Origin of the sequence: Nostoc sp. CCY 9925 (genome assembly GCF_963920935.1) — a bacterium.
GTDB lineage: Bacteria > Cyanobacteriota > Cyanobacteriia > Cyanobacteriales > Nostocaceae > Nostoc.
Genome location: NZ_CAWUDO010000014.1, coordinates 32,795 through 56,201, shown reverse-complemented (window position 1 = coordinate 56,201; position 23,407 = coordinate 32,795). Strand labels below are relative to the sequence as shown.

Annotated in this window: 15 protein-coding genes and 1 pseudogene; 5 read left to right on the top strand and 11 right to left on the bottom strand. The window is 40.5% G+C overall.

Annotated elements, in window-relative coordinates; all coding sequences use genetic code 11:
- Nucleotides 1–112 precede the first annotated feature (112 nt).
- The 9 genes from ACM0OY_RS10280 to ACM0OY_RS10240 form a co-directional block, all read right to left on the bottom strand.
- On the bottom strand, nucleotides 113–5,428 hold the full coding sequence (locus ACM0OY_RS10280) for an AAA family ATPase (protein ID WP_414568756.1): 5,316 nt from the start codon (nucleotides 5,426–5,428) through the stop codon (nucleotides 113–115).
- Nucleotides 5,429–6,054: 626 nt separating this feature from the next.
- Entirely contained in the window at nucleotides 6,055–6,528 is a 474-nt protein-coding gene (locus tag ACM0OY_RS10275; protein ID WP_414568755.1) for a TauD/TfdA dioxygenase family protein, read from the bottom strand.
- A 179-nt stretch (nucleotides 6,529–6,707) separates the two neighbouring features.
- Nucleotides 6,708–7,802 carry an aliphatic sulfonate ABC transporter substrate-binding protein gene (locus tag ACM0OY_RS10270; protein ID WP_414568754.1) on the bottom strand — a complete coding sequence of 365 codons (1,095 nt, stop codon included), beginning with the start codon at nucleotides 7,800–7,802 and terminating at the stop codon, nucleotides 6,708–6,710.
- Between the two features lie 333 nt (nucleotides 7,803–8,135).
- Nucleotides 8,136–8,957 (bottom strand): class I SAM-dependent methyltransferase, encoded by an 822-nt coding sequence (locus tag ACM0OY_RS10265; RefSeq protein WP_414568753.1) that lies wholly within the window; start codon nucleotides 8,955–8,957, stop codon nucleotides 8,136–8,138.
- A gap of 78 nt (nucleotides 8,958–9,035) precedes the next feature.
- The gene (locus ACM0OY_RS10260; protein ID WP_414568752.1) at nucleotides 9,036–10,217 is read right to left on the bottom strand and encodes an acyl-CoA dehydrogenase family protein; all 1,182 of its coding nucleotides are present in this window, start codon (nucleotides 10,215–10,217) and stop codon (nucleotides 9,036–9,038) included.
- An 82-nt stretch (nucleotides 10,218–10,299) separates the two neighbouring features.
- Complete coding sequence (locus tag ACM0OY_RS10255) at nucleotides 10,300–11,100, bottom strand: hypothetical protein (RefSeq protein ID WP_414568751.1); 801 nt, start codon at nucleotides 11,098–11,100, stop codon at nucleotides 10,300–10,302.
- Nucleotides 11,101–11,281: 181 nt separating this feature from the next.
- Nucleotides 11,282–11,611 (bottom strand): 4Fe-4S binding protein, encoded by a 330-nt coding sequence (locus ACM0OY_RS10250; RefSeq protein ID WP_414568750.1) that lies wholly within the window; start codon nucleotides 11,609–11,611, stop codon nucleotides 11,282–11,284.
- On the bottom strand, nucleotides 11,608–13,236 hold the full coding sequence (locus ACM0OY_RS10245) for an FAD-dependent oxidoreductase (protein WP_414568749.1): 1,629 nt from the start codon (nucleotides 13,234–13,236) through the stop codon (nucleotides 11,608–11,610). The genes ACM0OY_RS10250 and ACM0OY_RS10245 overlap by 4 nt, the downstream gene beginning before the upstream one ends.
- 500 nt (nucleotides 13,237–13,736) lie before the next feature.
- Nucleotides 13,737–15,653 (bottom strand): iron uptake porin, encoded by a 1,917-nt coding sequence (locus tag ACM0OY_RS10240; RefSeq protein WP_414568748.1) that lies wholly within the window; start codon nucleotides 15,651–15,653, stop codon nucleotides 13,737–13,739.
- A 953-nt stretch (nucleotides 15,654–16,606) separates the two neighbouring features.
- Here ACM0OY_RS10240 and ssuD point away from each other — a divergent pair.
- The 3 genes from ssuD to ACM0OY_RS10225 all read left to right on the top strand — a co-directional run bounded on the left by ssuD (nucleotide 16,607) and on the right by ACM0OY_RS10225 (nucleotide 19,541).
- Nucleotides 16,607–17,755: an FMNH2-dependent alkanesulfonate monooxygenase gene (gene ssuD, locus ACM0OY_RS10235; RefSeq protein WP_414568747.1), complete on the top strand. Its 1,149-nt coding sequence runs from the start codon at nucleotides 16,607–16,609 to the stop codon at nucleotides 17,753–17,755.
- 84 nt (nucleotides 17,756–17,839) lie between these two features.
- The gene (gene ssuC, locus ACM0OY_RS10230; protein ID WP_414568746.1) at nucleotides 17,840–18,664 is read left to right on the top strand and encodes an aliphatic sulfonate ABC transporter permease SsuC; all 825 of its coding nucleotides are present in this window, start codon (nucleotides 17,840–17,842) and stop codon (nucleotides 18,662–18,664) included.
- A 106-nt stretch (nucleotides 18,665–18,770) separates the two neighbouring features.
- A complete protein-coding gene (locus ACM0OY_RS10225; RefSeq protein WP_414568745.1) occupies nucleotides 18,771–19,541 on the top strand; it encodes an ATP-binding cassette domain-containing protein in 771 nt (256 codons plus the stop codon).
- A gap of 207 nt (nucleotides 19,542–19,748) precedes the next feature.
- On the opposite strand, the gene ACM0OY_RS10220 is transcribed toward ACM0OY_RS10225, so the two are convergent.
- Nucleotides 19,749–20,369, bottom strand: a complete 621-nt coding sequence (locus tag ACM0OY_RS10220; RefSeq protein WP_414568744.1) for a LysE family translocator — start codon at nucleotides 20,367–20,369, stop codon at nucleotides 19,749–19,751.
- Nucleotides 20,370–20,513: 144 nt separating this feature from the next.
- On the opposite strand from ACM0OY_RS10220, the pseudogene ACM0OY_RS10215 reads away from it, so the two are divergent.
- Nucleotides 20,514–20,825: pseudogene (locus ACM0OY_RS10215) on the top strand (NAD(P)-dependent oxidoreductase); the annotation flags it as partial.
- Between the two features lie 135 nt (nucleotides 20,826–20,960).
- Nucleotides 20,961–21,908 (top strand): D-2-hydroxyacid dehydrogenase, encoded by a 948-nt coding sequence (locus tag ACM0OY_RS10210; protein ID WP_414568743.1) that lies wholly within the window; start codon nucleotides 20,961–20,963, stop codon nucleotides 21,906–21,908.
- A 106-nt stretch (nucleotides 21,909–22,014) separates the two neighbouring features.
- Here ACM0OY_RS10210 and ACM0OY_RS10205 read toward each other — a convergent pair whose 3' ends face one another.
- On the bottom strand, nucleotides 22,015–23,214 hold the full coding sequence (locus ACM0OY_RS10205) for an acyl-CoA dehydrogenase family protein (protein ID WP_414568742.1): 1,200 nt from the start codon (nucleotides 23,212–23,214) through the stop codon (nucleotides 22,015–22,017).
- Between the last annotated feature and the right edge of the window lie 193 nt (nucleotides 23,215–23,407).

The following is a 23,407-nucleotide window of genomic DNA, read 5'->3' as shown; positions in this document are numbered from 1 at the left end:
TGAATGGCAGTTATTTAATTGATAAAATCGCTTTGATAGCAGTCCTAGCTGAGCTACAAACAACTTTTCTCACTCATCCCTAAAAAAGTAATTTTTAACTCAAATACTATTGTTATAATCGCACAGGAAAATTAATAATAAACTTTGTTCCTTTTTCCAACTTACTTTGGCATTCAATTTCACCTTTAAGTTTTTGAGTAACTAAGTTATAAACAAGATTTAATCCTAATCCACTGCCTCCTTGACTGCGTTTGGTAGTAAAGAAAGGCTCAAAAATTTTACTTAAATTTTCAGCAGCAATACCTTTACCATCATCGGTATATTCTATATGCAGTTGTTCGTCAATTTGCTGGAAACTAAAAATTAGTTTTCCAGAATCTTCAGGTTCGTAAGCATGAGCCAAGGAATTCATCAACAAATTAGTAACAATTTGCGACAACGCACCAGGATAAGAGTCTAGAATTATATTGTCTTCTCCATAAATTTCAATTTTATGTTTACTTGTTTTCAATTTTGGCCTCAATTGGATTAAAATTTCATTGAGATAATTTTTCAAGTTAAACACACGTTGTACCTCACTAGACTGATCTACCGCTACTTGCTTAAAACTTTGAATTAATTCTGCTGCTCGATTTAAGTTTATTAAAAGTGTATTTCCACTTTGGGTAGTTAAATCGAAAAACTTTTCTAAGTCAGAGCGTTTCATCGCACCACTCTGATATTTAGAACAAAACTCTGAAGTATGTTCTACTAAAGCTGAGGCAACAGTAACACCAATTCCGACTGGAGTATTAATTTCATGAGCAACCCCAGCAACTAAACCTCCTAGCGATGCCATTTTTTCAGCTTCTACAAGCTTACTTTGGGTAGCTTTTAAATTAACTAGTGTCTCTGATAATTCTTGAGTGCGTTTAGTGACTAGTTCTTCTAAGTTTTGATTGAATTCTTGCAAATTTTTGTAGAGTTGGGCATTTTCAATTGCAATAGCAATTTGAGCAGATAATATCCTTAAAAGCTCTAGTCTATCTGTAGTAAAAGCCGCTTCCGTGAGATTATTTTCTAGGTAAAGAATTCCAGTGATTTTACCTTGATACAGTAAAGGAGTACAGAGAATAGATTTGGGTTGAGTCGCTACAATATAAGAATCAGAGATAAACTGTCCCTCTTGAGTAGCATTGTTTAAAACGACATTTTCTTGAGTGTGAATCACATAGTTAATAATGGCATCTGAGAGTTTTGCTTTCTCTTGATAAGCTGTTTTTGAACTTACAGGAATTGATTGTAGTACAGTTACATCATCATGATTTACTGCACCTTCAGCTTCAATTAGCCAATTTCCTTGTTTTTCTAAAATTAAACAACCTCTTTGGGCACCAGCATTTTCAATTACTATTCTCATTAATCTGGCAAGTAAATTGCTCAAAACTATTTCACCAGAAATAGCTTGTGCGGCTTTCATAACTGTGGTTAAATCTAGGGCAACTCCTATACTAGTAGTAGTAGAAGCAGTTGTGATTTCAATATCTTTAATCTTTGTGGTTGTCTTAGCTACTTCTCTAACTAAGAGCTTGGGGTATTTTATTTCTAAATCTTTTACTTTACCATAAGCCCCCCAAAGTCGATAGCTGTAGTGAGCTTTCATCATATAAGTTTTAGCAAAATCTTCTTTACCTTTTGCTAACCAAAATTTAGCTGCGAGTTCATTAGCTAAAGCTTCATCTTGAATAAATTCATGGTCTCTAGCTGAGGCGATCGCTTTATCATACAACTCCATTGCTTCTAAAAAATTACCAGAAATCCGACTAATTTCTGCTTCTACTAATAAATATTTATGCCAAAAATTTTCTGGACATTGTTCTGCCCATTTTCTTAATTTTATTTGATTATTATTTAATATTTCCCTATGGGTTTCTTGCTCTGCCTGAGAAGCGGATGGATAAACTGCTGTGAGGATTAGTGAGTAATAAAAATAATGGTGGCAGCTAGAAATATGCCCCATTAAATAATCGAGTATTTCCGCAGCAGAACTTGACCATTTTTGGGCTTCATCGTAGCGATCGTAATTATAAAAAACTTGAGCTTTCAAAACATGGTATTCACAAATAGCTGCCATACTCTTATGCTGATGGAACATTTCTAAGTATTGAGAGTCTCTTAATTCATCTGTTTCTCCCATCAAGTTTAATACAGCTAATTTGTTAGCCCAGATAATATCAGCAGCCCATTGGTTTTGAGTTTTTTCACAAAATAAAATAAAATTAGCTATTTTTTTTAAAAGTAGTTCCAAATTTAGCCCTTGGAAGAAAAGTGTTATGCTTTGAAACATCCGGTTATATCCTGCCCATTGCAAATTCCCAGATTGCAATCCAATTTTATAACCTTCATTGTTAATATCAACGGTAGTTTTGATGTGATTCATCCAACAATTTAAATAGTTGGCAAATATCACACTATCTTGACAGTTTTGGGCTAAGTTATTAGTTAATTCGCTTAGTTTTAAAGATAGCATTCCAAACTCGTATCCAGACTGAGAATCTTCTAAGATACAACTCAGCATAATTCCATAGCAAGAGTAGCAATAAGAACCGCCAGCCACAAAACCATATTTAAAAGACAGATTAATTGCTTTAATAACAGTAATTTTCCATAAAGATTGATGAGAGAAAAATGTCAATGGCCCCATGTGTCCCAATACTTTTAATGCCACTTTTTGTTTGGGATATTTCATTTTTTCTTCATTAATTAATGAAGCAATTTTTTTATCTTCTAAATAGGCTTTGGCTTCGGCTATTTCCCCAGGAAGTGCCGCTTCTAAATCTTCTACTTTTTCTGGTAAATTAATTCCTAGTAATACCAGTGCCTCCCGTCCAGCTTGAATTGCCTCTTCATATTTAGTTAGTAAGGTATATTGCACAATCAGAATATTATAAACTTCTGCTTTTTCAATAGCTGATTTTGCTTGAGTTAATATTAATCTGATTAATTTCTCAGATTGCTCAAAATTTCCATTTAAATACTCAATTTCTGCTCGTTCTTTGTAGATTTTTAAAGTTAAATCATAGTCTTGCATCCATGTATCTACCCCTAAACAATCTATAGCTGCGATTAAATACTCTCTAGCGGCTGCATAAGCCATTGAGTCTTTAGCTTTTTTACCTGCAATTAAATTCAACTCAGCTAATTGAGCTTTTTGATTTAAATCATCAATTAATTCAACACCATTATTAAGATGATTGACAATATCAAATATCTTTTCCTCAAGTTCGGTAGTACTAGTATTTTGAAATAGTAGTTGACCAATTTTGAGATGAACTTGTTTTTTATGCTCTTCGAGAATGAGTGCGTAAGCTGCTTGTTGTACACGGTCATGCAAAAATCTAAAACTGAAAATTACCAAACGGGCATTAATTACTTCTTCTGGCGTGATTTCTAAATCGGAAAGAGTTAAAATTAAGCTTTCTTTAATTGCCGGTAAAAGGTCTTGAAAAGCTGCTGATGCTGATTTTTCGCTAATAATAGAAAGTGTGTGTAAATCAAATGTATTACCTGCACAAGCAGCTAACTGTAAAACTTGTTGTGTTGTATCAGGGAGTTTCTTTAATTTTCTGATCATTAACTCGACAACATTATCAGTGATATCTATTGCTTCAATATTCGCTATATCCCACTGCCATAAAGCTTTATTATTTGCTGATGGAGGTTGAAAAGTTAACAGATTTTCTTGATATAAAGTTTTGAGAAATTGATTGACAAAGAAAGGATTTCCAGAAGTTTTACGTATGACTAATTCAGCTAATATCTGAATCCTGAAAGTGTTACTATGCAATGTCTCAGTAATTAACTCGTTAACGTGTGCAAGTGCTAAAGGAGCTAAAGTAATATCATTGATAATAGCCGCTTGAGAACGCAGTAACTCAAGAGTCATTACCAATGGATGTCTAGGATCAACTTCATTATCCCGATATGCTCCAATTAAAAATAGATGGCGGGTTTCTTCCTCAGTCATCATTACTTCTAGCAACTTCAGAGTAGCTAAATCAGCCCATTGTAAATCATCTAAAAAAATTACTAGAGGATGCTCTGGCGAACAAAATACACGGATAAAATTTTGGAAAACTAAATTAAAGCGATTTTGAGCTTCTGAAGCTCCTAGTTCTTGTACTGGAGATTGTTTACCAATTATCAGTTCAACCTCAGGGATAACATCAATAATGACCTGACCATTAGCACGAAGAGCGTTACAAAGTTTTTCTTGCCATTGATTTAGTTGTTCTTGACTTTCAGTTAATAATTGTCTAACCAATGACTGAAACGCTTTAACTATAGCTGAGTAAGGAATATTCCGTTGAAACTGGTCAAATTTACCAGAAATAAAATATCCTCTAGCTTTAGTAATTGGTTTATAAATCTCTTGTACTAATGCTGATTTACCAATGCCAGAATAGCCTGACACTAAAATCATTTCTTTTGTCCCAGCACTCACACGTTCAAAAGCTGCTAGTAAGTTAGTAACTTCTTGTTCTCGACCATAGAGTTTTTGCGGAATTTGAAATTTATTAGAAATGTCTTGTTGTGCAAGTACAAAATCAGATATATAACCTTGATTTTGTAATTGTGTTAGGCATGTTTCTAAATCAGCAATAATTCCCCAGGTAGTTTGGTATCTTTCTTCTACTGTTTTAGCTAACAGTTTCATTACAATCTCTGAAATTGATTTTGGTATGTCTGGATTAATTTCATGAGGTGAGACTGGTTGTTTAGCAATGTGGCAATGGACTAACTCCATTGCATCAGCATAGTTACAGGGTAGTTGTTGTGTTAGTAGTTCATAAAAAGTGACACCAAGCGAGTAAAAATCAGTGCGATAATCCATTGCTCGGTTCATTCTGCCTGTCTGTTCTGGTGAAATGTAGGCAATAGTTCCTTCTAAAACGTTAGGATTTTTAATAGTGGGATTTTCATAAGTTAATACAGTTGAAATACCAAAATCTATGATTTTGACTTGAGACGTACTAGAATTAATAACAATATTGCCAGGGTTAATATCTTTGTGAATAATATTGTTTTGGTGAATCTTACCTAAAGCTTTAGTAATTGCGATCGCCAGAGATAAAAATTCTGATAACGTAAATTTTTGGCGATTAATTATAGATTTTAAAGACTCACCACCAAAATCTTCCAATATTATTACTAAACTGTTTTGATATTTTTCTAAGCTGTAAACCTTAATTACTCCATCCAAATCTAAGTTTTTTGTGATTTCGTATTCTTGCTTATATCTCACTAGTGCTGATGGAGTGGGATAGTCTTGTTTTAAAAATTTGAGAATTACAGGTTGACAATCTTGGTTTCGATGTCCTCGATAAACTGAAGAATTATTGCTGTCGTAAATTTGATTAAAAATTGTATAGCCAGTTAAAGTCAACATAGTTGGAGTAAGTCAGTTAAGTTGCTAAAATAAATCTTTTTGTTCTTTTACTAAAATGCCCAGAAGTTTAATAAAAAATTAACTTCTCAATAAAACTAAATATTTACTCAACTATTGACTCTTATTTATTTTGGATAAATATTAAGATAAGTTTTTCATTAAAAAACTTGTTGCTTATTTCCTTACCTTTGCAAAAACAAAGCTAGTCTAATTTCTGCCACAATAGCCAAAGATAAGCGTGTCTTTACTGTTATCTAAAACTAAAAACTCCTACTGAAACAAAAAAGACAGTAGAAATTACAATTTCTACTGTCTTGTTGTACCAATTCTGTATGTGAATGCACTTGATCTTTATCAAATGTAGACACGTGGGAGTTTCCCTATAAGCGACTGCTGTTAGCGCAGCCTTAGTGAGGTACTAGCCTTGCCACAGGCTACTCCAAAGTACGCAAAGAAAGAAAAGAAATAAGTTAAGAATTATTTAGTGCAAGTTTATAGAGAATTAGTATGAGTTTGGATTTTGTTAACTCGAAACTTGAGTTTTTGAGTCAGGATACTTCAGTCGCAAGTCCTCTATTTTTCACTAATTAGTGTTGGTGGAGTAATAGCTGCATATTCTTTAGGTGTCAGCAGTGCTTCCTCAACGTCAATCTTCTTGGGCAGAATTTTTTCGTTAAATTAGCAATCCGTTTTTTAGTAGCTTCATCCAAAGCTTCATAAGCCAAATTGGTATTTAACCAATAAGTATCTCCACCTTGAGAAGGTATTTCCAAAGCATAAAGAAGCGAACCACTAAAGGGAGTATGAGTCCACTTGTGGTCAGAGTGAAAACTTAGTTTTCCAGTACGAGTGTAGCCACCATAGACATTAGAAATCAGAATCACCACGGGAGTTTCTCCAGGTTTAGAAGCTAGTACCGGAGTTTCATCAGATGGTACAAAAAGCCTGCCAAAGTATAAAGAAAAATTTAAAAACTGCTCATCGGAAAGTTGTTGATTTTTAAAGATGAGGATGTGGCGATCGCGCAGAGTTTCTTTAAGTTGTAATATGACTTCAGCGCAATAGCTTGACTCGCATCCAGACCAGTAACTACCGCTCATAACAGGGCATCAATATGCGTGATTTTTACTTCTGTTAAAGTTGCAGTGGACATAATATTCTCCTCTGTTTCAGTATTTTGTTGTCAAGAATAGCAATTGCACAAATTCATTCACACTAGTCTTGCTAAAAAAGACATTCTCAATCCACAATCCAAAATTTAAAATCCAAAATTGCATGACTATTTGTTAGCCAAAACCTCAGCAGGAGTAATTTTGATGTACTCTTCAGGTGTCAAAAACCCAACTTTCACATCCACCTTTTTTGGTATAAGTCCAAGGCTGTACCATTTGTCCGCAACCTCTTGTTGCTTGGTAATAGTTTTCTCAGTAATTGGTAGCACACCATAGTTATATTTACTATGCATAGTTTCTAGAATAGACGGGTCTAGTTGAGTTACAGGAGCAAGTAATTGTGCTACTTCTTTCGGATGCTCCTTAGTCCAGATTTCTGCTTTTTCTAGTTCTTCTAAAAATACTTTAATCACATCAGGGTGTGCCTGATAAAACTGACGTGAAGTTGAGTAAAAATTGCCAGTATCTCGCAACTCACCTCCATCTATCAAAACACGACCTACTTTGTTTTGCACATTTCTAGTAACGAATGGCTCCCAAATAAACCAAGCATCTACTTTGTTCTGACTAAAAGCCACATTAGCATCTGGTGGTGGGAGAAAAACTGATTGGGCATCACTTAGTTTCAGTCCTGCTTTTTCTAATGCTTTGACTAATAAGTAGTGACCTATAGAGGCTTTTTGAAAGGCTACTTTTTTTCCTTTCAAGTCAGCAACACTTTTAATCGGAGAGTTTATCGGAACTAAAAGTGAAGTTGCTTGACCACTAGAATGTGTAGTAGCTAGATAAACAAGAGGTGCCCCTGCTGCTTGTGAAAATACAGGAGGCGACTCGGCTGTAGAAGCTATATCAAGTGCGTTTGCATTTATAGCTTCTAGCTGTTGCGGCCCAGCTGCAAACTCAGACCACTGTACCTTAAAACCTAGAGGTTCCAATCGTTTTTCTAAAGATCCCTGCTTTTCTAATACTGCTAGACCAGTGAGTTGTTTTGAACGCACAATTCGTACTGTTTGCTTTTCTGTAGTGTTAGATGAAGTTGCTGGATCAGAATAAGCAGGGGACTGTTGAGCGTTATTTTTAGCTTCACTGCAACTGGATAAGGCTGTCGATAATACTAAGCAATATCCCAGCGCAAAAAACAAAGAACGGCGTGTTATTTTCTGGCTTTTACTAAATTCAAATCTTGGTTTTATTACTGGCATAAGTTGTTTGATTTCTTCTTTTATAGGTGATGCAAAAAATATGATTGATTGCAAATTAATAAATAAAAACTAATTTATTAATTTTTGATATATTTAAGCAATTTAAAATAGGAACTAGAGTGGATGTGACTCCACTCTATAGCAACTCGAGGAACTTGAGTTTAACAGTTATAAGGCGGAAAATTAGGAAATGAAGTGATAAGAACCCACTCCAGTGTTGTGCTAGTCGAAGGTTAAAATTTATAAGTTAATTGTTGCTAGTAGACAAGGGTAAAAATCAAGCTACCATTCTCAACTTTTTACATTGCAATTTTACATTCCAAAGAAGCGGCGCTATTTCTTCCAACCGACTAAGATTGTAGCTTTGAGTTCTTCTGTAAAATGTCCAGACGGTTCAGTTTGTAGTAATGCTTCTTTGAGGTCTGCTTCAAATGCTGGAGCATTATCGCCATAGAAAATTTTTAGAGAAAAAGCTGTGGTATATAAGTAACCAAGATAGCTATCGACAGTCCAAGATTTTTCAAATGGCACTTCATAAACTTCTTGACGAGCAAAAGCTGAATTGCTAATAACAACTTCATGGGAAGGATCGACTGGCTTACGAGTACCTTCTCCTCGTTGTCCAGTTCGCCGGCGATCGCCTAACCATTTCTTCACGACTCCAAGAGCAGCTTGTTTCCAGGGTAAAGAACTCTCCCAAGGATTATCGCCAGTATTCAGCAATGCTATTCCACCATCATCAGTAAGCAATTCATAAAGGCGCTCAAGCACTAATTCGCGTTCCATCCAGTGGAAAGCTCGACCAATAGTAGCTAATTTAAATGTCCCTAAACTAGAGTCGATGAATTCTGCTCCTTGTTGTAACCAAGTAATATTATTTGCCCCTACTGCTGCTGCTTGGCGTTTAGCTTCTGCAATCATATCGGGATCGGGATCGATCGCCACAACTTCTTCAAATCTGGTTCGCAAAGGAATTGCAATCAATCCCGGCCCGGTACCCAAATCAAGCAGTCGTCCTTGACCATTGAGATTAAATATTTCCGCTAGTTTATCAAATACAACAGGTGGATATTTGGTTCTGTATTGAGCGTAGCCCTGAGCCGCTCCCTCAAATAAGGTTGGGTCATAAGTAGGAAGTGTTTTGAGTTGAGTCATATCGATTTTAGATTTTGGATTTTGTAGAGACGCGATTCATCGCGTCTTCAGAGAACGGCGGAAAAAATAACCGATGCCCTATGAATATTGTGTAATCACGGGTAACTGCTCATTGAGTACCCAATCGCCGATCGCTCGCAATTTGTAGTCCACAGGATCGTGAAGGGTAAAGGTTCGCAAATCCCGCCAGTAACGGTCAAATCCATATTTGGTTGCAGTAGCGCGAGTTCCCGTCACTTCAAAGATGCGATTAGTAACATCTATACCTACACGAGTAGCTAATGCTTTGGCTGCGGAAACTGCGACCGCTACTTCTCCCCTTTCTTGATGAGTGAGTGCTACATCCTTTTCCCAAGCTACTTGCACCTTTTCGGCTGCTGAGTCAGCTAGAGCGATCGCGCCTTGGATTTCCACCCAAAAATCACCGTAATTATGCAGTATATATGGGTCTTGAGTAGCACTATTTACTCCTGATGTAATCCAAGGACGAGTATTAGTTTTAGTGTACTCACGAGCAGCGGCGAAGGCTCCTTTAGTAATTCCCAGATAAACGTTAGTTTTTGTTAGCTGGGCAATAATACCAAGAAAAGTTGAAAAAGCATTATCAGGAGGTTCTGATAGCCCCAAAATTTCATCTTTTTCTACTAGGACATTATTAAATGTATAACTATCACTATCAGTGCGACGTTGCCCAATATTGTCCCAATCTTGATTAGAAACTAAGCCTTCTCTGTCTTTGGGAATTATAAATATGAAGGGCAATTCTACACCATCTTGCAAAGCCGAGAATACCCGATAATCTGCAACAGCAATACCTGTACCAAAGCTTTTAACACCATTAACCCGAAAATTTTCGCCTTCTGGGCTAATTTTCAGCCTAGTATCTCGCGTGTTAATCGCATTTGCCCAAAATAAATTATTCTTAGCAGTTTCCCGATAATATTTTTCCTTTTGGGTTGCTGTACCAGAAACATGACCCAAAGCTGTCAGATTCAAATGATTACCATATAACTGACCAATTGAACCATCAGCTTTTGATAGTTTTCTCACAATTTTTAAGGCATCAATCCATGTTGCACCAATTCCACCATATTGCTTAGGCACAATCAATGGTAACAATCCAGTTTCGCGCAGTCTATTAATTTCTTCTTCTGGAACTCCGGCTTTAGCATCTCTTTCAACTGCCGATTCGGCGAGTTCTTTAGATAATGAAGCTGCTATATCAATGTAATCCTTTGGTTTTGTAATATCTAGCACCATAAAAAAATTATCCTTTTATAATTCGTAATTAAAGCAAATACAGAAGAATGGTTATTAATGCAGTTTCTAATTAGTTACTGTGTCAACATTGCTGTTCCAAATATTTTCCCAATTTGCTATTAAACAGAGAATTTAGGAGAAATGTAGAGTGAGCAAAACTCACCCTACGACTAAACAGAGGAAATGGAACATGGAACACTTTAAAGAAGGGTATGGGGCATTGGGCATTGGTAATTACTGGTTTCTTCATCTCCCTTACTCCCCAGTCCCTACTTCTACTTCTTAGCCAAAAATTCATCTGCGGCTTTCTCAACACCTGTACCCTTGAAAAAGTCACGATTGAGGCTGGTGTACAACTCCAATGGGTGGATTGATAGGAAGTAGCGGAGGTCTTCTTCGGTGATGATTTCTTGTTCCTAATAGAACGCCGATTTATCCATCCCATACCAGAAGAGTGGTTGGTGGGTACAACTTTAAGTTCTACGCACTTCGCCCAGAATGGATCGTAGTCATACTTGCTATCCAAGCCAAAGGTATCAATCCAGATAGCTTCGTTTGCTACTTCTTGGCCATACTTCTCGAAGGCGGGGATCGGACGGCGGATATGGCCGGGAATTTGAATTGCTTTGAATCCCAGCACATTGACTGCATATTCCAATTCTGCGATCGCTTCAGAACCTATACGCAAGGAAGATATATTGTTAGATGCAGCAATAGAATTAATACTATTGGCATTAATAGCCTCAACGGATTGAGCCGATTCACTTTTGCCTTGGCTACATGCTGTAGTTAGCAGCAGTAATATACAACCTACTGAAGTTGATAATTGCAAAGAAAATTTCTTTTGATTGATAGAACCTGTTGCTACTGGGAACGACAGCATGACTATTTTCTCCGCTGTGCTATACACCGTGTGCAACTTTCTCTCAAAGCTAACTTCCAACCCCTTCCCTACGTTCGCGCAGCGTCTCGAAGAGAGGAAAGAGGAGCAAGAATCAAAGCCTCTCTCCCTGTGGGGGAGAGGTTTGAAGAGGGGTTCTAAAAATAAATTGCACATCGCATTACTATTTCATCTGCTTCAAAATTTGGAATGTTTGATCGCTTTTTGCTGTTGATGTGCGTTTATATCCCCAACCAACGTTTTCACGGTAACTACCCAGCAAGCCGACTTGTGCCAATTCTGCTTCGTTGACTGAAGTCTGCATGTCGCTTTGGGGTGCTACATAAAGGGCATCAACTGGACAGTACAATTCGCACATATAACAGGTTTGACAGTCACTTTGTCGAGCAATAGTTGGCGGTGCATCCGCTACGCGGTCAAACACGTTAGTCGGACAAACGTTTACGCAGATATTACATTGTATGCACCGCGATTCGCTGACCAACTCAATCACACTACGGCTCCTACTTTAGATAAACGCTTTTCTGTACTATTTAACGGCTGAGTCTTCACCCAGACTCGATCTAATCCACCACTAATTAAATAATGTTGCTGGTTAGGATCTTGTTCGGGATAGTCTAAATGTTTGTGCATACCACGAGTTTCTTTTCGTTCAATGGCACTGCTATACATCCATCGCGCTGTAGCTACCATCGCCGCAGCTTCTCTAGCCCGAATAAGTTCTTGATTTGATGTTACCTGGCTACTACGGATTTCTTGCCAGAGGTGATTTAGCCTTGCTAAAGACTCAGTTAAGCCTTGTTCTGTACGGAATAAGTTCCGTTCGTAGGGGAATACTTCGGCTTGGACTGCCTGAATCACTTCATCAGTTGCAAATTTCTGATGGCGATCGCTCTGACTCTTTAATCCTACCTCTCCAACACCCTTCAGGTGAGGTTGAGTTTTCTGTTCTCTCAAACTGTGGATATATTCAGCAGCCGATTGACCTGACCAATAGCCAGAAGATATTGCCCAAGCAGCGTTGTGGCTACCACCGCCAGTGAATCCGCCACAAATCAGTTCCCGTGTGGCTGCATCTCCAGCAGCGTAGAGTCCCCGCACAGAAGTAGCACAGCTATCATCAACAATCCGAATTCCTCCTGTACCGCGTACAGTTCCCTCTAGGCGCAAGGTAACGGGAAAACGTTGGGTAAATGGATCGATACCTGCACGGTCAAACGGTAGAAAGAAGTTAGGCTGCGCCAAACGCATAGATGAGCGCATAGATTCCGTTGCTTTATCTAAAATGGCGTAAACTGGCTGTTGCAGCAATGTCTGGGCTATGACCGAACGTCCCTTTTGAGAACCAGCACCGGGAATCACGGTGCCGTCTTCGTAGGTAAACGTTGCCCAATTGTAGAAGAGGGTTTTGGTAACTGAAGAAAAAGCTGGGGAGATGCCATAAGCGTTGGAAAACTCCATACCTGACATCTCGGCACCTGCTTCAGCAGCCATTAAATAACCATCCCCTGTCAGGACGTTGCATCCCAACGCTTTACTCAGAAACGCACAGCCACCAGTGGCAACGATTGTGGCACGCGATCGCACCATCCATCTCCCACCAGTTTGACGGTTCGCGCCCGTAGCACCGCCAACAGCACCATCTTCACCTACCAATAGTTCTAAGGCGGGGCTGTGGTCTAAAATCTTGACTCCGGCTCGTTGAATTTGCCGCCGCATCAACCGCATATATTCCGGGCCTTGTAGCGATCGCCGATAGGCTTTACCTTCATCGTCGGTGGGAAAGGGATAACCCCACTCTGCTAACTGATTGACATTGACATAGGTCTGATTCAGTACCCGATCCATCCAATTGCGATCGGATAGAAACCCACCCAACGATTCCCGACTAGCCTTAGCTGTTTCCCGTGCTTCTGGGTCGGGTGGCACATACCACACACCATTACCAGACGCAGCAGCACACCCAGTCGTCCCACAATATCCTTTGTCTACGAGGATAACTCTGGCTCCACTTGATGCAGCACTCCAAGCCGCCCAAGTTCCAGCAGGCCCACCTCCAATTATTAGGACATCTGCTTGCAGATCGAGTTCAAAATCGGTTGTTAACGTCTTCAGCATCTCAAATATTTCCCCCATCGATCAAGTATTGAGCATCAAATCTTCACCCCATCGATGCCGCACGCTGTCAGAAATCTCTTTGCCTATCCTATTTAGGGTTTTCTACTACCCTCAATTTATGGCTCCTTTATTTAAGTTGCCAGCAGATTAAGTTTTAAACTACTTTAACTTTAGCGATTAACCGTAGTTTATGACATAACAAAGCTTTTCACAATTTCTGACAAAAAGCAAGTGTTGTAACAAATAAATTCAAACATAAATTTCTGTAAAATAAACTTTGTACTTCTCAAAATATACTTGCTTTTTACATCACTTTATGCATAACAAGGCTATGAGATGTGTATGAATTATTTCTAGTTGGTGCTTTAGTTCTAGAGAAGGGAATGGGGAGGTGGGTATATCGGGGAGAAAGTAATTCTTCTTTCCCCTTATCCCCACATCCTGTACCCCATACCCAATGCCCCAGTCTTTACAAAAGACAAATGACTAATGACTAATGACTAAAACCTAAAGACGGTACGAACCCAACCAAATAAACTATCGGGATTATTGTTATCAGAGTCTGGTGCAGTAATCCAGATTAAACCTGGCGTAATCTCAATATTGTTTCCGATTTTATATTGGTAAAATGCCTCAACGTGTAGGGAGGTATCTTTATCCGCTTGTCCAAAACCTGCTCCCAAATTTACACTATCACTCAGACGGGTGAGTTTTGGCTCCATACCAACTAAAACTCCCCCTAGAGCACCTTCACTAAAAAGATCCGGGAATGCCAATCCTACCGCCCAATCCATAGCTCTGCCATCTCCGCGTCCTATGTAGCGATGCGCTGCATAGCTTATCCATCCATTGATTGCTAATTTAGGACTAATTTGATAGAACGCCTGTAGTCCATAAAGATTGCCTACGGTTCCCGCTCCAGCCACGGTGCTGTTTACCAAGTTACTCCCAACTGCTGGGCCGAAGTTTGTGCCGCTAAAACCTTGGGTATTTGGTGGGCTATAGGTATTGACGTAAGTTCCAGCTACCCGAAAATTCCTATCCGCAGAGTAGTATATTACCTGTGCTAAAGCTAAATACCTACCTGTAAGTAAGCCATTATTAATTGTTGGATTATTACCGTTTGGAGCGCTAAACGCTACCCCCAATTGAACCTGTTTACCTAATCGTTGCAGTATGGCAATGCCGGGGCCGCTATCTCCATAGTTATAGACCAAAGACCGCCGTGAAAATCGTGAAATCCCATTAGCACCAGTCGCAGAAGAAGATTCAAAATATGGGTTAATCGGACCGGAAAGGCCTATTTCACTAGCTCCATCGGATAGGGCATAAATATTGACTTGGGTATTTGGAGTAGGTAAAAACCGATAGCGAACACCACCGAGAGTAATCTGATTGCGTGCAAAAGTAATACTGGAGTTATCAGCAGTTCTCCCTTCATAAGTTCCTAATAATCCAGCTCTTGTTTGTCCCAAGGATTCAATATTTCCACCTGACAACGATAAGCTGAGTGAGTCTTTACCGTTAAAGCTGGTGTTTAACCGTAAGGATACTGAGCCTTGAGCGGTGACGTTGCGAGCTGCGGGTGTCTTAGTCACGACATTATTACCCGCTAGAAGTGAGCCAAAGACAATCTGCGCTCTACCTATAAGTTTGGTTGTAGTCGTAAACTGACTTGCTTCTAACTTCGCAGTCCGCGCTTCCAAGTTATCTAAGCGCCCGCGAAATTGAGCAAGTTCTGGAGAAAATTGCTCTTGTAGTTTTTTGATGGTATCTAAATCTTCCCGTCTGACTAAATCTGTTGTTGAAGTTGCTATGAGTTCATTGAGGCGATCTAAAGCTGCATTCAAGCCAGCTGCAAATTCATAGCGTGTTAGGCCACGATTCCCTTTGAATGTTCCATCTGTATATCCAGCAATTACACCATAGCGTTCCACCAAAGACTGTAGTGCTTGAAATGCCCAATCTGTCGGCTTCACATCTGCCAGTTGCGAGACAGATGTCACTTGTTCTGCTGAATTATTGGTAGGTCTTTTCTTAGTCGGTGGTGCAACTCCAGATAATTCGGAGACAGGTGTCACTCGTTCTGGCTTTTTAACTTTTTTTCTAGTTAGCCCTGGAATTGAAGTTTCAACTGTCTGATTAACAACTGCTTGTGGAGGTTGGTTTGCTTCTACTTCAGCAACTGAAGTTTCTACTGTTTGATTAACAACTGTTTCTGGAGGTTTGTTTGCTTCTAGCTCAGAAATTGAAGTTTCAACTGTCTGATTAACAACTGCTTGTGGAGGTTGGTTTGCTTCTATTTCTTTAGATAGTTCAGCCTGACTTTTAGCTGGATGAAAAACCAGGATAGCCAGAATATCTAGCAATGAAAGCAGGAACAGTATAGATCTATAATTCCAGCTAAACTTGGACATGACTCTTTAACTCCTCAACCTGAAAAACGAATAAACTAGCTCTAAATTGCACAAAAAACCACCATAAGTTCCTGATGCAATGTTTGTGCTAAACCATTAGATAGTTGGTTCAGCAAAGGTTTAATTGATGAGAAAATTACAAATCTCGGATATCAAAACCACCACTAAGCAGTTGTTAATGTACAATCCAAAAGTTGCAGCAGATTATTAATTTTGCCGCTTGAAAGGATAGTAAGACGATGTTTTAAAATTGGTAACTGATAATCAGCTATATTTTGACAGCATCAATTAATTGCGTAAATCCGATAAAACGATAGACTTACCGGATTTTATTTAGAAATATATTTGCATAGAGCTTGCTACAATGCAAGGCCTAGTATTTCTCCACGATCGCAAAATATGATCAAGAGTACTGAGTGCTGAGTTAGGAGTCGTTCTCCGGCCACCTCACCATCTCGTCATCCCCCGAACGGTGAGCCTACGGTGTATACATATCTCTCTAGAAAACTAAAATCGTTGTAGATCCTCCTAAATCCTCCTTAAAAAGGAGGACTTTGAGAGATTTTTGCCCCCCTTTTTAAGGGGGGTTGGGGGGATCTAAACGCTGTGGCGCAACTCTAGAAGACTTGTGTGTACACCGTAGGGTCGGTGAGCAAAGCCGAACCGCATCTTACCTGCTCCTTACTCCCTATGCTTCTTGATAATTATGGTTTTATGAGTAGAAAGTTGTGTTTTGCAATACAGTCACCCTGGCCACAAGAGTGGCAAAATAATACATGCTTACAAAGTTATCCAGTCACAGCTGCTCACTATAAAGTCAGTCGGCAAACAAATATTTTTTACCAATGGTTAAATTAGGGTTGATTTTTACGTAATATCGGGTAAGATTCACCTATAAACTACGGTAAATCGATCGGAAAAACGTAAATTTTGAACCTGATACCCTGATAAACATGCAAATTCTTTGGTTTATTCCTACTGGATCTCATGACGGACGCTATTTAGGCACAGATATTGGCTCTCGTGTTGCTACACCTGATTATTTGCAGCAAATTGCTCAAGCTGTAGATAGTCTAGGTTACACAGGGGCATTACTACCTACAGGGCGTTCTTGTGAAGATGCTTGGATTACTGCTGCGGCTTTCATCTCTGTTACCAAGCAAATGAAATTTCTCGTGGCAATTCGTCCAGGAATCACTTCTCCTGGCGCTGCGGCACGAATGGCAGCAACATTTGACCGAATTTCTAAAGGAAGATTGTTGATTAATGTGGTCACAGGTGGAGATCCTGTGCATCTTGCTGGGGATGGTTTGCATCTGAGTCATGACGATCGCTACGATCTAACCGATGAATTCTTGCATGTTTGGCGGGGTATCGTCAGCGGGGAAACAGTTGATTTTAAAGGAAACCACCTAGACATCAAAGGTGGTAAACTCCTATTCCCGCCAGTTCAAAAACCCTATCCACCTTTGTGGTTTGGTGGTTCATCTGCTGCTGCTAAGCGAGTTGCTGCTAAACATATAGATGTGTATCTGACATGGGGAGAGCCTCCACAGCAAGTTGCACAAAAAATTGCTGAAGTTCGGCGACTGGCGGCAGAACAAGGCAGAACAGTGCGTTTTGGCATTCGTTTGCACGTAATTGTGCGAGAAACCGAGTCTGCGGCTTGGGATGCAGCCAATGAGTTAATTAAGTATGTGGATGAAGAAGCGATCGCCACAGCTCAAAAAGACTTTGCTAGTTCTGATTCTGAAGGACAACGACGCATGAGTCAACTACATAATGGCTCTCGACAAGCCTTAGAAATTAGCCCCAACCTATGGACAGGAATTGGATTAGTGCGGGGTGGTGCGGGTACTGCTTTAGTTGGAGATCCCGACACCGTTATTGCTAGGATGCTGGAATATCAAGAACTAGGAATAGAAACTTTCGTTTTTTCTGGATATCCCCATTTAGAAGAAGCGTATCGCACGGCTGAATTATTATTTCCACGTCTACCTTTGCAGAACCAACCTGTACCTTCAACACCAGAAGTCTTGAGTCATTTTAGCGAAATAGCGGCTAATGAAAAACTTGCTAAACAACTCACTGCTGCCTCATAAATATGTGAATTTTAGATTTTAGATTTGGGATTTATGGGGATTATTAATTTTGAATTTTGAATTTTGAATTCGGAGCGAAGCGACGTGACTATCACCCTCAAACACAGCAAAAGTAGTAACATATCCCTAAATGCGCTGCTACAAAATCCCAAATTTGACAAAATAGTTCCTTGGATTGTGCCTGTTTTCGTGTTAGTACTTTGGGAATTTGCTTCTAGAACTGGTTTACTTTCAAGCAGAATCTTGCCAGCCCCTAGTGGCGTAATTAGCACAGCGATTAGATTAGCTTCAACTGGAGAACTATTTCAACATATAGGAATTAGTGCTGGGCGTGCCATATCTGGTTTTATAGTTGGTGGCAGCATTGGCTTCGGTTTGGGGTTGCTCAATGGCTTTTCCCGTATCGCAGAAAAGTTATTGGATAGTTCTCTACAAATGCTCCGTACAATTCCTAATTTAGCATTAATTCCGCTAGTAATTCTCTGGTTTGGTATTGGCGACCAAGCCAGATTATTTCTAGTATCTATGGGGGTATTTTTCCCGCTGTATCTCAATACATTTCATGGCATTCGTAGTGTTGATCCTGGATTGATTGAGATGGGAAAAGTATATGGATTGAAAACACCCCAACTTTTGTGGCAAATCGTTTTCCCTGGAGCTTTATCTTCGATTCTTGTTGGCGTCCGTTTCTCCTTGGGAATTATGTGGCTAACACTAATTGTTGCAGAAACTATTGCAGCAGATTCCGGACTTGGCTATATGGCGATGAATGCTCGTGAATTTATGCAAACTGATGTTGTGGTATTGAGTATTGTTATTTATGCCTTGCTAGGCAAATTAGCAGATGCTACTGCCAGAACATTAGAAAGAAAATTTTTGGCTTGGAATCCTAATTACCAAGGCTCATAGTTTTCAGTCTCAGTCAAAGGTCATTAATGAAAAACAGTGCGTATCCAATAAGGATTTGAACGCAATAAAAATCATAGCTACTCTGTCAATAAAGGAGGTTTTTCGAGTGAATTCAAATGTACAAGGTACCCAATTAAGTATTTTGGATCTGACGAAGGATTTTGGCAGAAAAACTGTTTTAAATTCATTGAATTTAGAAGTTGCTCCAGGTGAGTTTGTTGCCATTGTAGGACGTAGTGGTTGCGGTAAGAGTACTTTATTGCGTCTGGTGTCAGCATTGGATAAACCGACTTCAGGCGGAATACTACTAGATGGAGAACCACTACGTAAACTCAGTCGGTCTGTAACAGTGATGTTTCAAGATCCGCGTTTACTACCGTGGAAGCGAGTTATTGAGAATGTAGGGTTAGGCTTGCAAGGAAATTGGCGTGAAAGAGCCAAGTGGGCACTCCAGAAAGTGGGACTTGAGGATAGAGCTGATGAATGGCCTCATGTATTATCTGGTGGACAGCGCCAACGGGTATCATTAGCAAGAGCATTAGTGAGTCAACCGCGTTTGTTGTTGTTAGATGAACCTTTGGGAGCTTTGGATGCTCTCACTCGCCTAGAAATGCAACATTTGATTGAAAATTTGTGGCAAGAGCGCAAGTTTACTGCATTTTTAGTTACTCATGATGTAGAAGAAGCAGTAGCATTGGCAGACAGAGTGATCCTGATTGAAGCAGGACAGATTACTTTAGATGTACCTGTAAGACTTTCACGCCCGCGAGATAGAAGTCATGAACAGTTCATCAATATCAGAGAAGCAGTTTTAGAACGAGTAATGCACAATGAAAATACTCAGCCAAGCAACCAGTTATTACAACTGAGTAGTTGAGATTTAAGCTTTTTTTAGTCAATGAATATTAAACTTGAGGTAGCTGCGGTAAATTTTTTATAAAACATAGGCAATATCTAGAGAAAAGTCTGTAAATAAGGAAAAGGGAATCTACAATGAAGCTGATTTTGCCCCTCGATCTTGTTGCTGATATGGCCTGGTAGACCTCGTAAACGTACGCTTTTTGGCTGTCCCTGCAACGAAGGGTTAGAAATCGCGGGCATACTGAAGGCCAAGTTCAGCCGCCCTCACAATGGACACGAGGCCAAACCAGACCAATGTGCCAGCAAGGAACTTCATCGTTAGGAGATAGCCCCGGCTCTCCAAGGAAGGGAAGAAGCGTACAGCAAGAACGGCAACAGCAACCTTAGAAGCGATCAGGGTTCCGATAGCTGTTACTACGAAGACCAGTCTCTCGGCGGTAGAGCCGCGAATGATGTAGCTCCCGCCGACAGTGAACCAAAAGAGATAGGGGCCCGGGTTGAGAAGGTTTACCTTCACTGCTGTAGCGAGTGAACTTTGTGACTTGAGCTTTCCAGTTAACGAAATTTCGCTGACGCGAAGCATCTTTGCGGACAGCCAAAGCAGATAGACTCCGCCGACCAAACTTAGGGCAGCGGCAAATAGGTCAATACTCTTGAACTCAGAGAGGAACCACAGTGCAGCGATGATGATTGGACCATCGGTAATCAGCGGGGCGAGGCTTGCTCGCACTCCGGCGGAAAGTCCTCTCGATAAAGTTTGTTGAATCACAATGACGCCGAGCGGCCCCGGTTTGATGCCCGCAGCTAATCCGAATGACAGTGCAGAAAGGAAGAACTCGTTCATTAGCAGCAAGATAGCGATTTCTAACTATTTATTCTGTCGCTTGTTGGAATCTTTTACTTGTGTTTCTCCATTAACACGAATGACAGATTTGGGTTTATTTCCTCACTCTTGAATATCTTATACCCAAGACGCTCATACAGATGGATGTTGCGATCGCTCCCTCCCCATGCATACTTAATTAATATTGCTCGTGGCGGTGTCATCGATGAATCAGCATTAATTAAAGCACTTACAGAAGGTTGGATTGCAGGTGCAGTATTAGATACAGTTAACACCGAACCCCTACCACCAGAAAGTCCTTTGTGGTCACTTCCAAACATCTTTATCACACCTTATACTTCTGGTCATTCACCAAAAAGTAAACAGCGTTCAATAGCTTTATTTATCGACAATCTTAAACGCTACCAAGCTGGCGAACCGTTACGAAATGTAGTAGATAAAGAAGCAGGGTATTAGGGGCTAGGCATTGGGGACTGGGGAGATGGGGAGGCAGGGGAAGCAGTGGGAGAATAACTCTTACTTTCAATTTCTAACTCAGCAGTACCCATACCGAATGCCCAATCCCTTTTAAATCAGGTAATAGGAAATATCGTGAAACTAATTTTACCCGATCATTTGATTGCCGAGATTAAGCCACAATTACCATCTGATGTAGAGTTTGTACAGGTGGATAGTGAAGGCAACCTCAATGGTGATGCTAGTGATGCAGAAGTTTATGTCAACGGATTCTACCTCAAGTCCTCTACCCTTGACAAAGTACTGGCAGCAGCACCGAAGCTGCGTTGGCAACAAACACCGAGTGCAGGAGTAAATCATATTCTCACGCCTAATTTTTTGCAAAGAGATATTATTCTCACAAATGGTGCAGGAGTTCACGCGATTCCAATTTCGGAATTTGTACTGGCATTTATGCTTTATCACGCCAAGAATCTGCGGAAATTACAAACTTTGCAGGATGAACACACTTGGGTAAGAGGAGTGTTTCTTGAAGAGTTGGCAGATGCAACTTTATTAATTATTGGCACAGGAAATATTGGTCAAGCGATCGCATCTCGCGCTAAAGCTTTTGGAGTGCGAGTTTGGGGTAGTCGCCGCCATCCCGAACCCTTACCTAATTTTGACAAAATTGTCGGTGCTGATGAATGGCGATTGCTCCTGCCAGCCGCAGATTATGTAGTTATTGCTACACCATTAACACCAGAAACTAAAGGCTTAATCGATGAAGCTGCATTACAGTCTATGCGTCCATCTGCCTACCTGATCAATATTGCTCGTGGTGCGATCGTAGATGAAACAGCATTGCTCACCGCTCTACGTGAAGGCTGGATTGCGGGTGCTGGGTTAGACACAGTTGCCATAGAACCTCTGCCCCCGGAAAGTCCTTTATGGTCGCTACCGAACGCTTTTATCACGCCCCATTGTTCAGCCCTGTCACCACGGCTGAGAGAACGCATAGCAGAATTGTTTATTGACAATCTTAAACGCTACCAAACTGGTCAGCCATTACGGAATGTCGTAGACAAAAAAGCAGGATATTAAATATTGGGCATTGGGCATTGGGTATTGGGCACAAGAGGTAGAGGGGCAAAGGGGAAAATAATAACTCTTAACTCCTCGCTCCTCACTCAGCACTCTCCATGCGCAATTACTTAACTTTCAGCGCCGATTTTCCTAAAGATTGGCAAATAACGTCATTTTGCGGTGTGTGGATACGGCTGCACAGAACGTCACGGTAGTGTCGCTCCAAAGGATTCTTTTTTAACAGGCCAGGATTACCAGTTAATTCCAAGGCAATCTCTACGGCACGAATCGAGTTAGTGGTAGTTAGATATTTAACACTTTGTGCCTGTAATCCTACGCTGGGTTCATACTCGCCCTTGTCGCTATCTTGAGCCAAGCTATAAATCAGCCTACGGTTAGCAAATAGCAGTGCTTCCATCTCACCCACAGCAGTTTGAAAGCGTGGTAAAGTTGCTAGTGGCTCTCCTAAATTAGATGGCGATCGCTCCCAAAGATATTTTATCAGCCAGTCTCGCGCAGCACTAGCAACACCAAGATATAAAGCACTCACTGTCAAGCTGCCCCAAGTGGCAATCAATGGGTCAAAAGAAGGCGCAGCAGAGATGGGGCGGATATCAACGGCGTATTCTGGGGGAATTAATACATTCTCCAAGATTAGGTCGTGGCTGCCGGTGGCTCTCATGCCCAAGTGATCCCAAGTTTCGACAATTCGTAAGCCAGGAAGATCGCGCCTAACCAGAAAATTCCCCACTCGTGGTTCATCTTCATTTGTCAGTGCCCAAACAACAAAGTAGCTGAGGATGGGACTACCTGTGGTGTATTGTTTGTGACCTGTTAAACGCCAACCTTCTGTTGTGCGTTCGGCAATGGTGGCAGGTAATCCACCTCTGGCTGGTGTGCCTAACTCTGGTTCAACACGGGCAGCATTCAGCAGCGCAATACCTTCAATTGATTCACGACACACCCGTTTATATACTTCTGGAGTCCAGCGACGACTACGAGCTGCATGGGCATGTTGGAGATAGTGCATTGTCAGTACTAACGCGGTGGAAGCATCCCCATACGCTATGCCTTCAATCACTCGGCAGATAGTCTCTAGCCCCAAATCCTGGCCGCCGAGTTCGCGGGGGATAGTGAGGCTCAGCAGTTCTGCCTCATGCAAAGCTGTAAAATTCTCAAAAGGAAACGAAGCGTCTTTGTCGTGTGCCCCTGCACGGGTAGCAAAGTCCTTGGCCAAAGCCTCAACCTGATGCAAAATATTCGGGGTAGTTTCTAAGCTTTTGGCTATAAAAGTGTCTGGCGTCGCTTGTTCCAACTGTGACATAATATATTCCTTGTTGAGGGTAAACTTAAATCTTCAAAAGACGGCCAGACACTCGTCCCGCGAAAAAAAAGTTGATGTTCCTGCAAACTTGAGATGCTTTCATCAGAAATTGAGCCATGTCTGACGACAAGTCGCTTTGCGTCTACGCATCAAAGATTATAACAATTTACCAAAACTCTGATTAAAGATAGAT

Bases quoted from the DNA above. Each gene is read 5' to 3' on its own strand.
- ACM0OY_RS10280 (WP_414568756.1), bottom strand. From the start codon at position 5,428: ATGTTGACTTTAACTGGCTATACAATTTTTAATCAAATTTACGACAGC.
- ACM0OY_RS10275 (WP_414568755.1), bottom strand. From the start codon at position 6,528: ATGAGCGGTAGTTACTGGTCTGGATGCGAGTCAAGCTATTGCGCTGAA.
- ACM0OY_RS10270 (WP_414568754.1), bottom strand. From the start codon at position 7,802: ATGCCAGTAATAAAACCAAGATTTGAATTTAGTAAAAGCCAGAAAATA.
- ACM0OY_RS10265 (WP_414568753.1), bottom strand. From the start codon at position 8,957: ATGACTCAACTCAAAACACTTCCTACTTATGACCCAACCTTATTTGAG.
- ACM0OY_RS10260 (WP_414568752.1), bottom strand. From the start codon at position 10,217: ATGGTGCTAGATATTACAAAACCAAAGGATTACATTGATATAGCAGCT.
- ACM0OY_RS10255 (WP_414568751.1), bottom strand. From the start codon at position 11,100: ATGCTGTCGTTCCCAGTAGCAACAGGTTCTATCAATCAAAAGAAATTT.
- ACM0OY_RS10245 (WP_414568749.1), bottom strand. From the start codon at position 13,236: ATGCTGAAGACGTTAACAACCGATTTTGAACTCGATCTGCAAGCAGAT.
- ACM0OY_RS10240 (WP_414568748.1), bottom strand. From the start codon at position 15,653: ATGTCCAAGTTTAGCTGGAATTATAGATCTATACTGTTCCTGCTTTCA.
- ssuD (WP_414568747.1), top strand. From the start codon at position 16,607: ATGCAAATTCTTTGGTTTATTCCTACTGGATCTCATGACGGACGCTAT.
- ACM0OY_RS10220 (WP_414568744.1), bottom strand. From the start codon at position 20,369: ATGAACGAGTTCTTCCTTTCTGCACTGTCATTCGGATTAGCTGCGGGC.
- ACM0OY_RS10205 (WP_414568742.1), bottom strand. From the start codon at position 23,214: ATGTCACAGTTGGAACAAGCGACGCCAGACACTTTTATAGCCAAAAGC.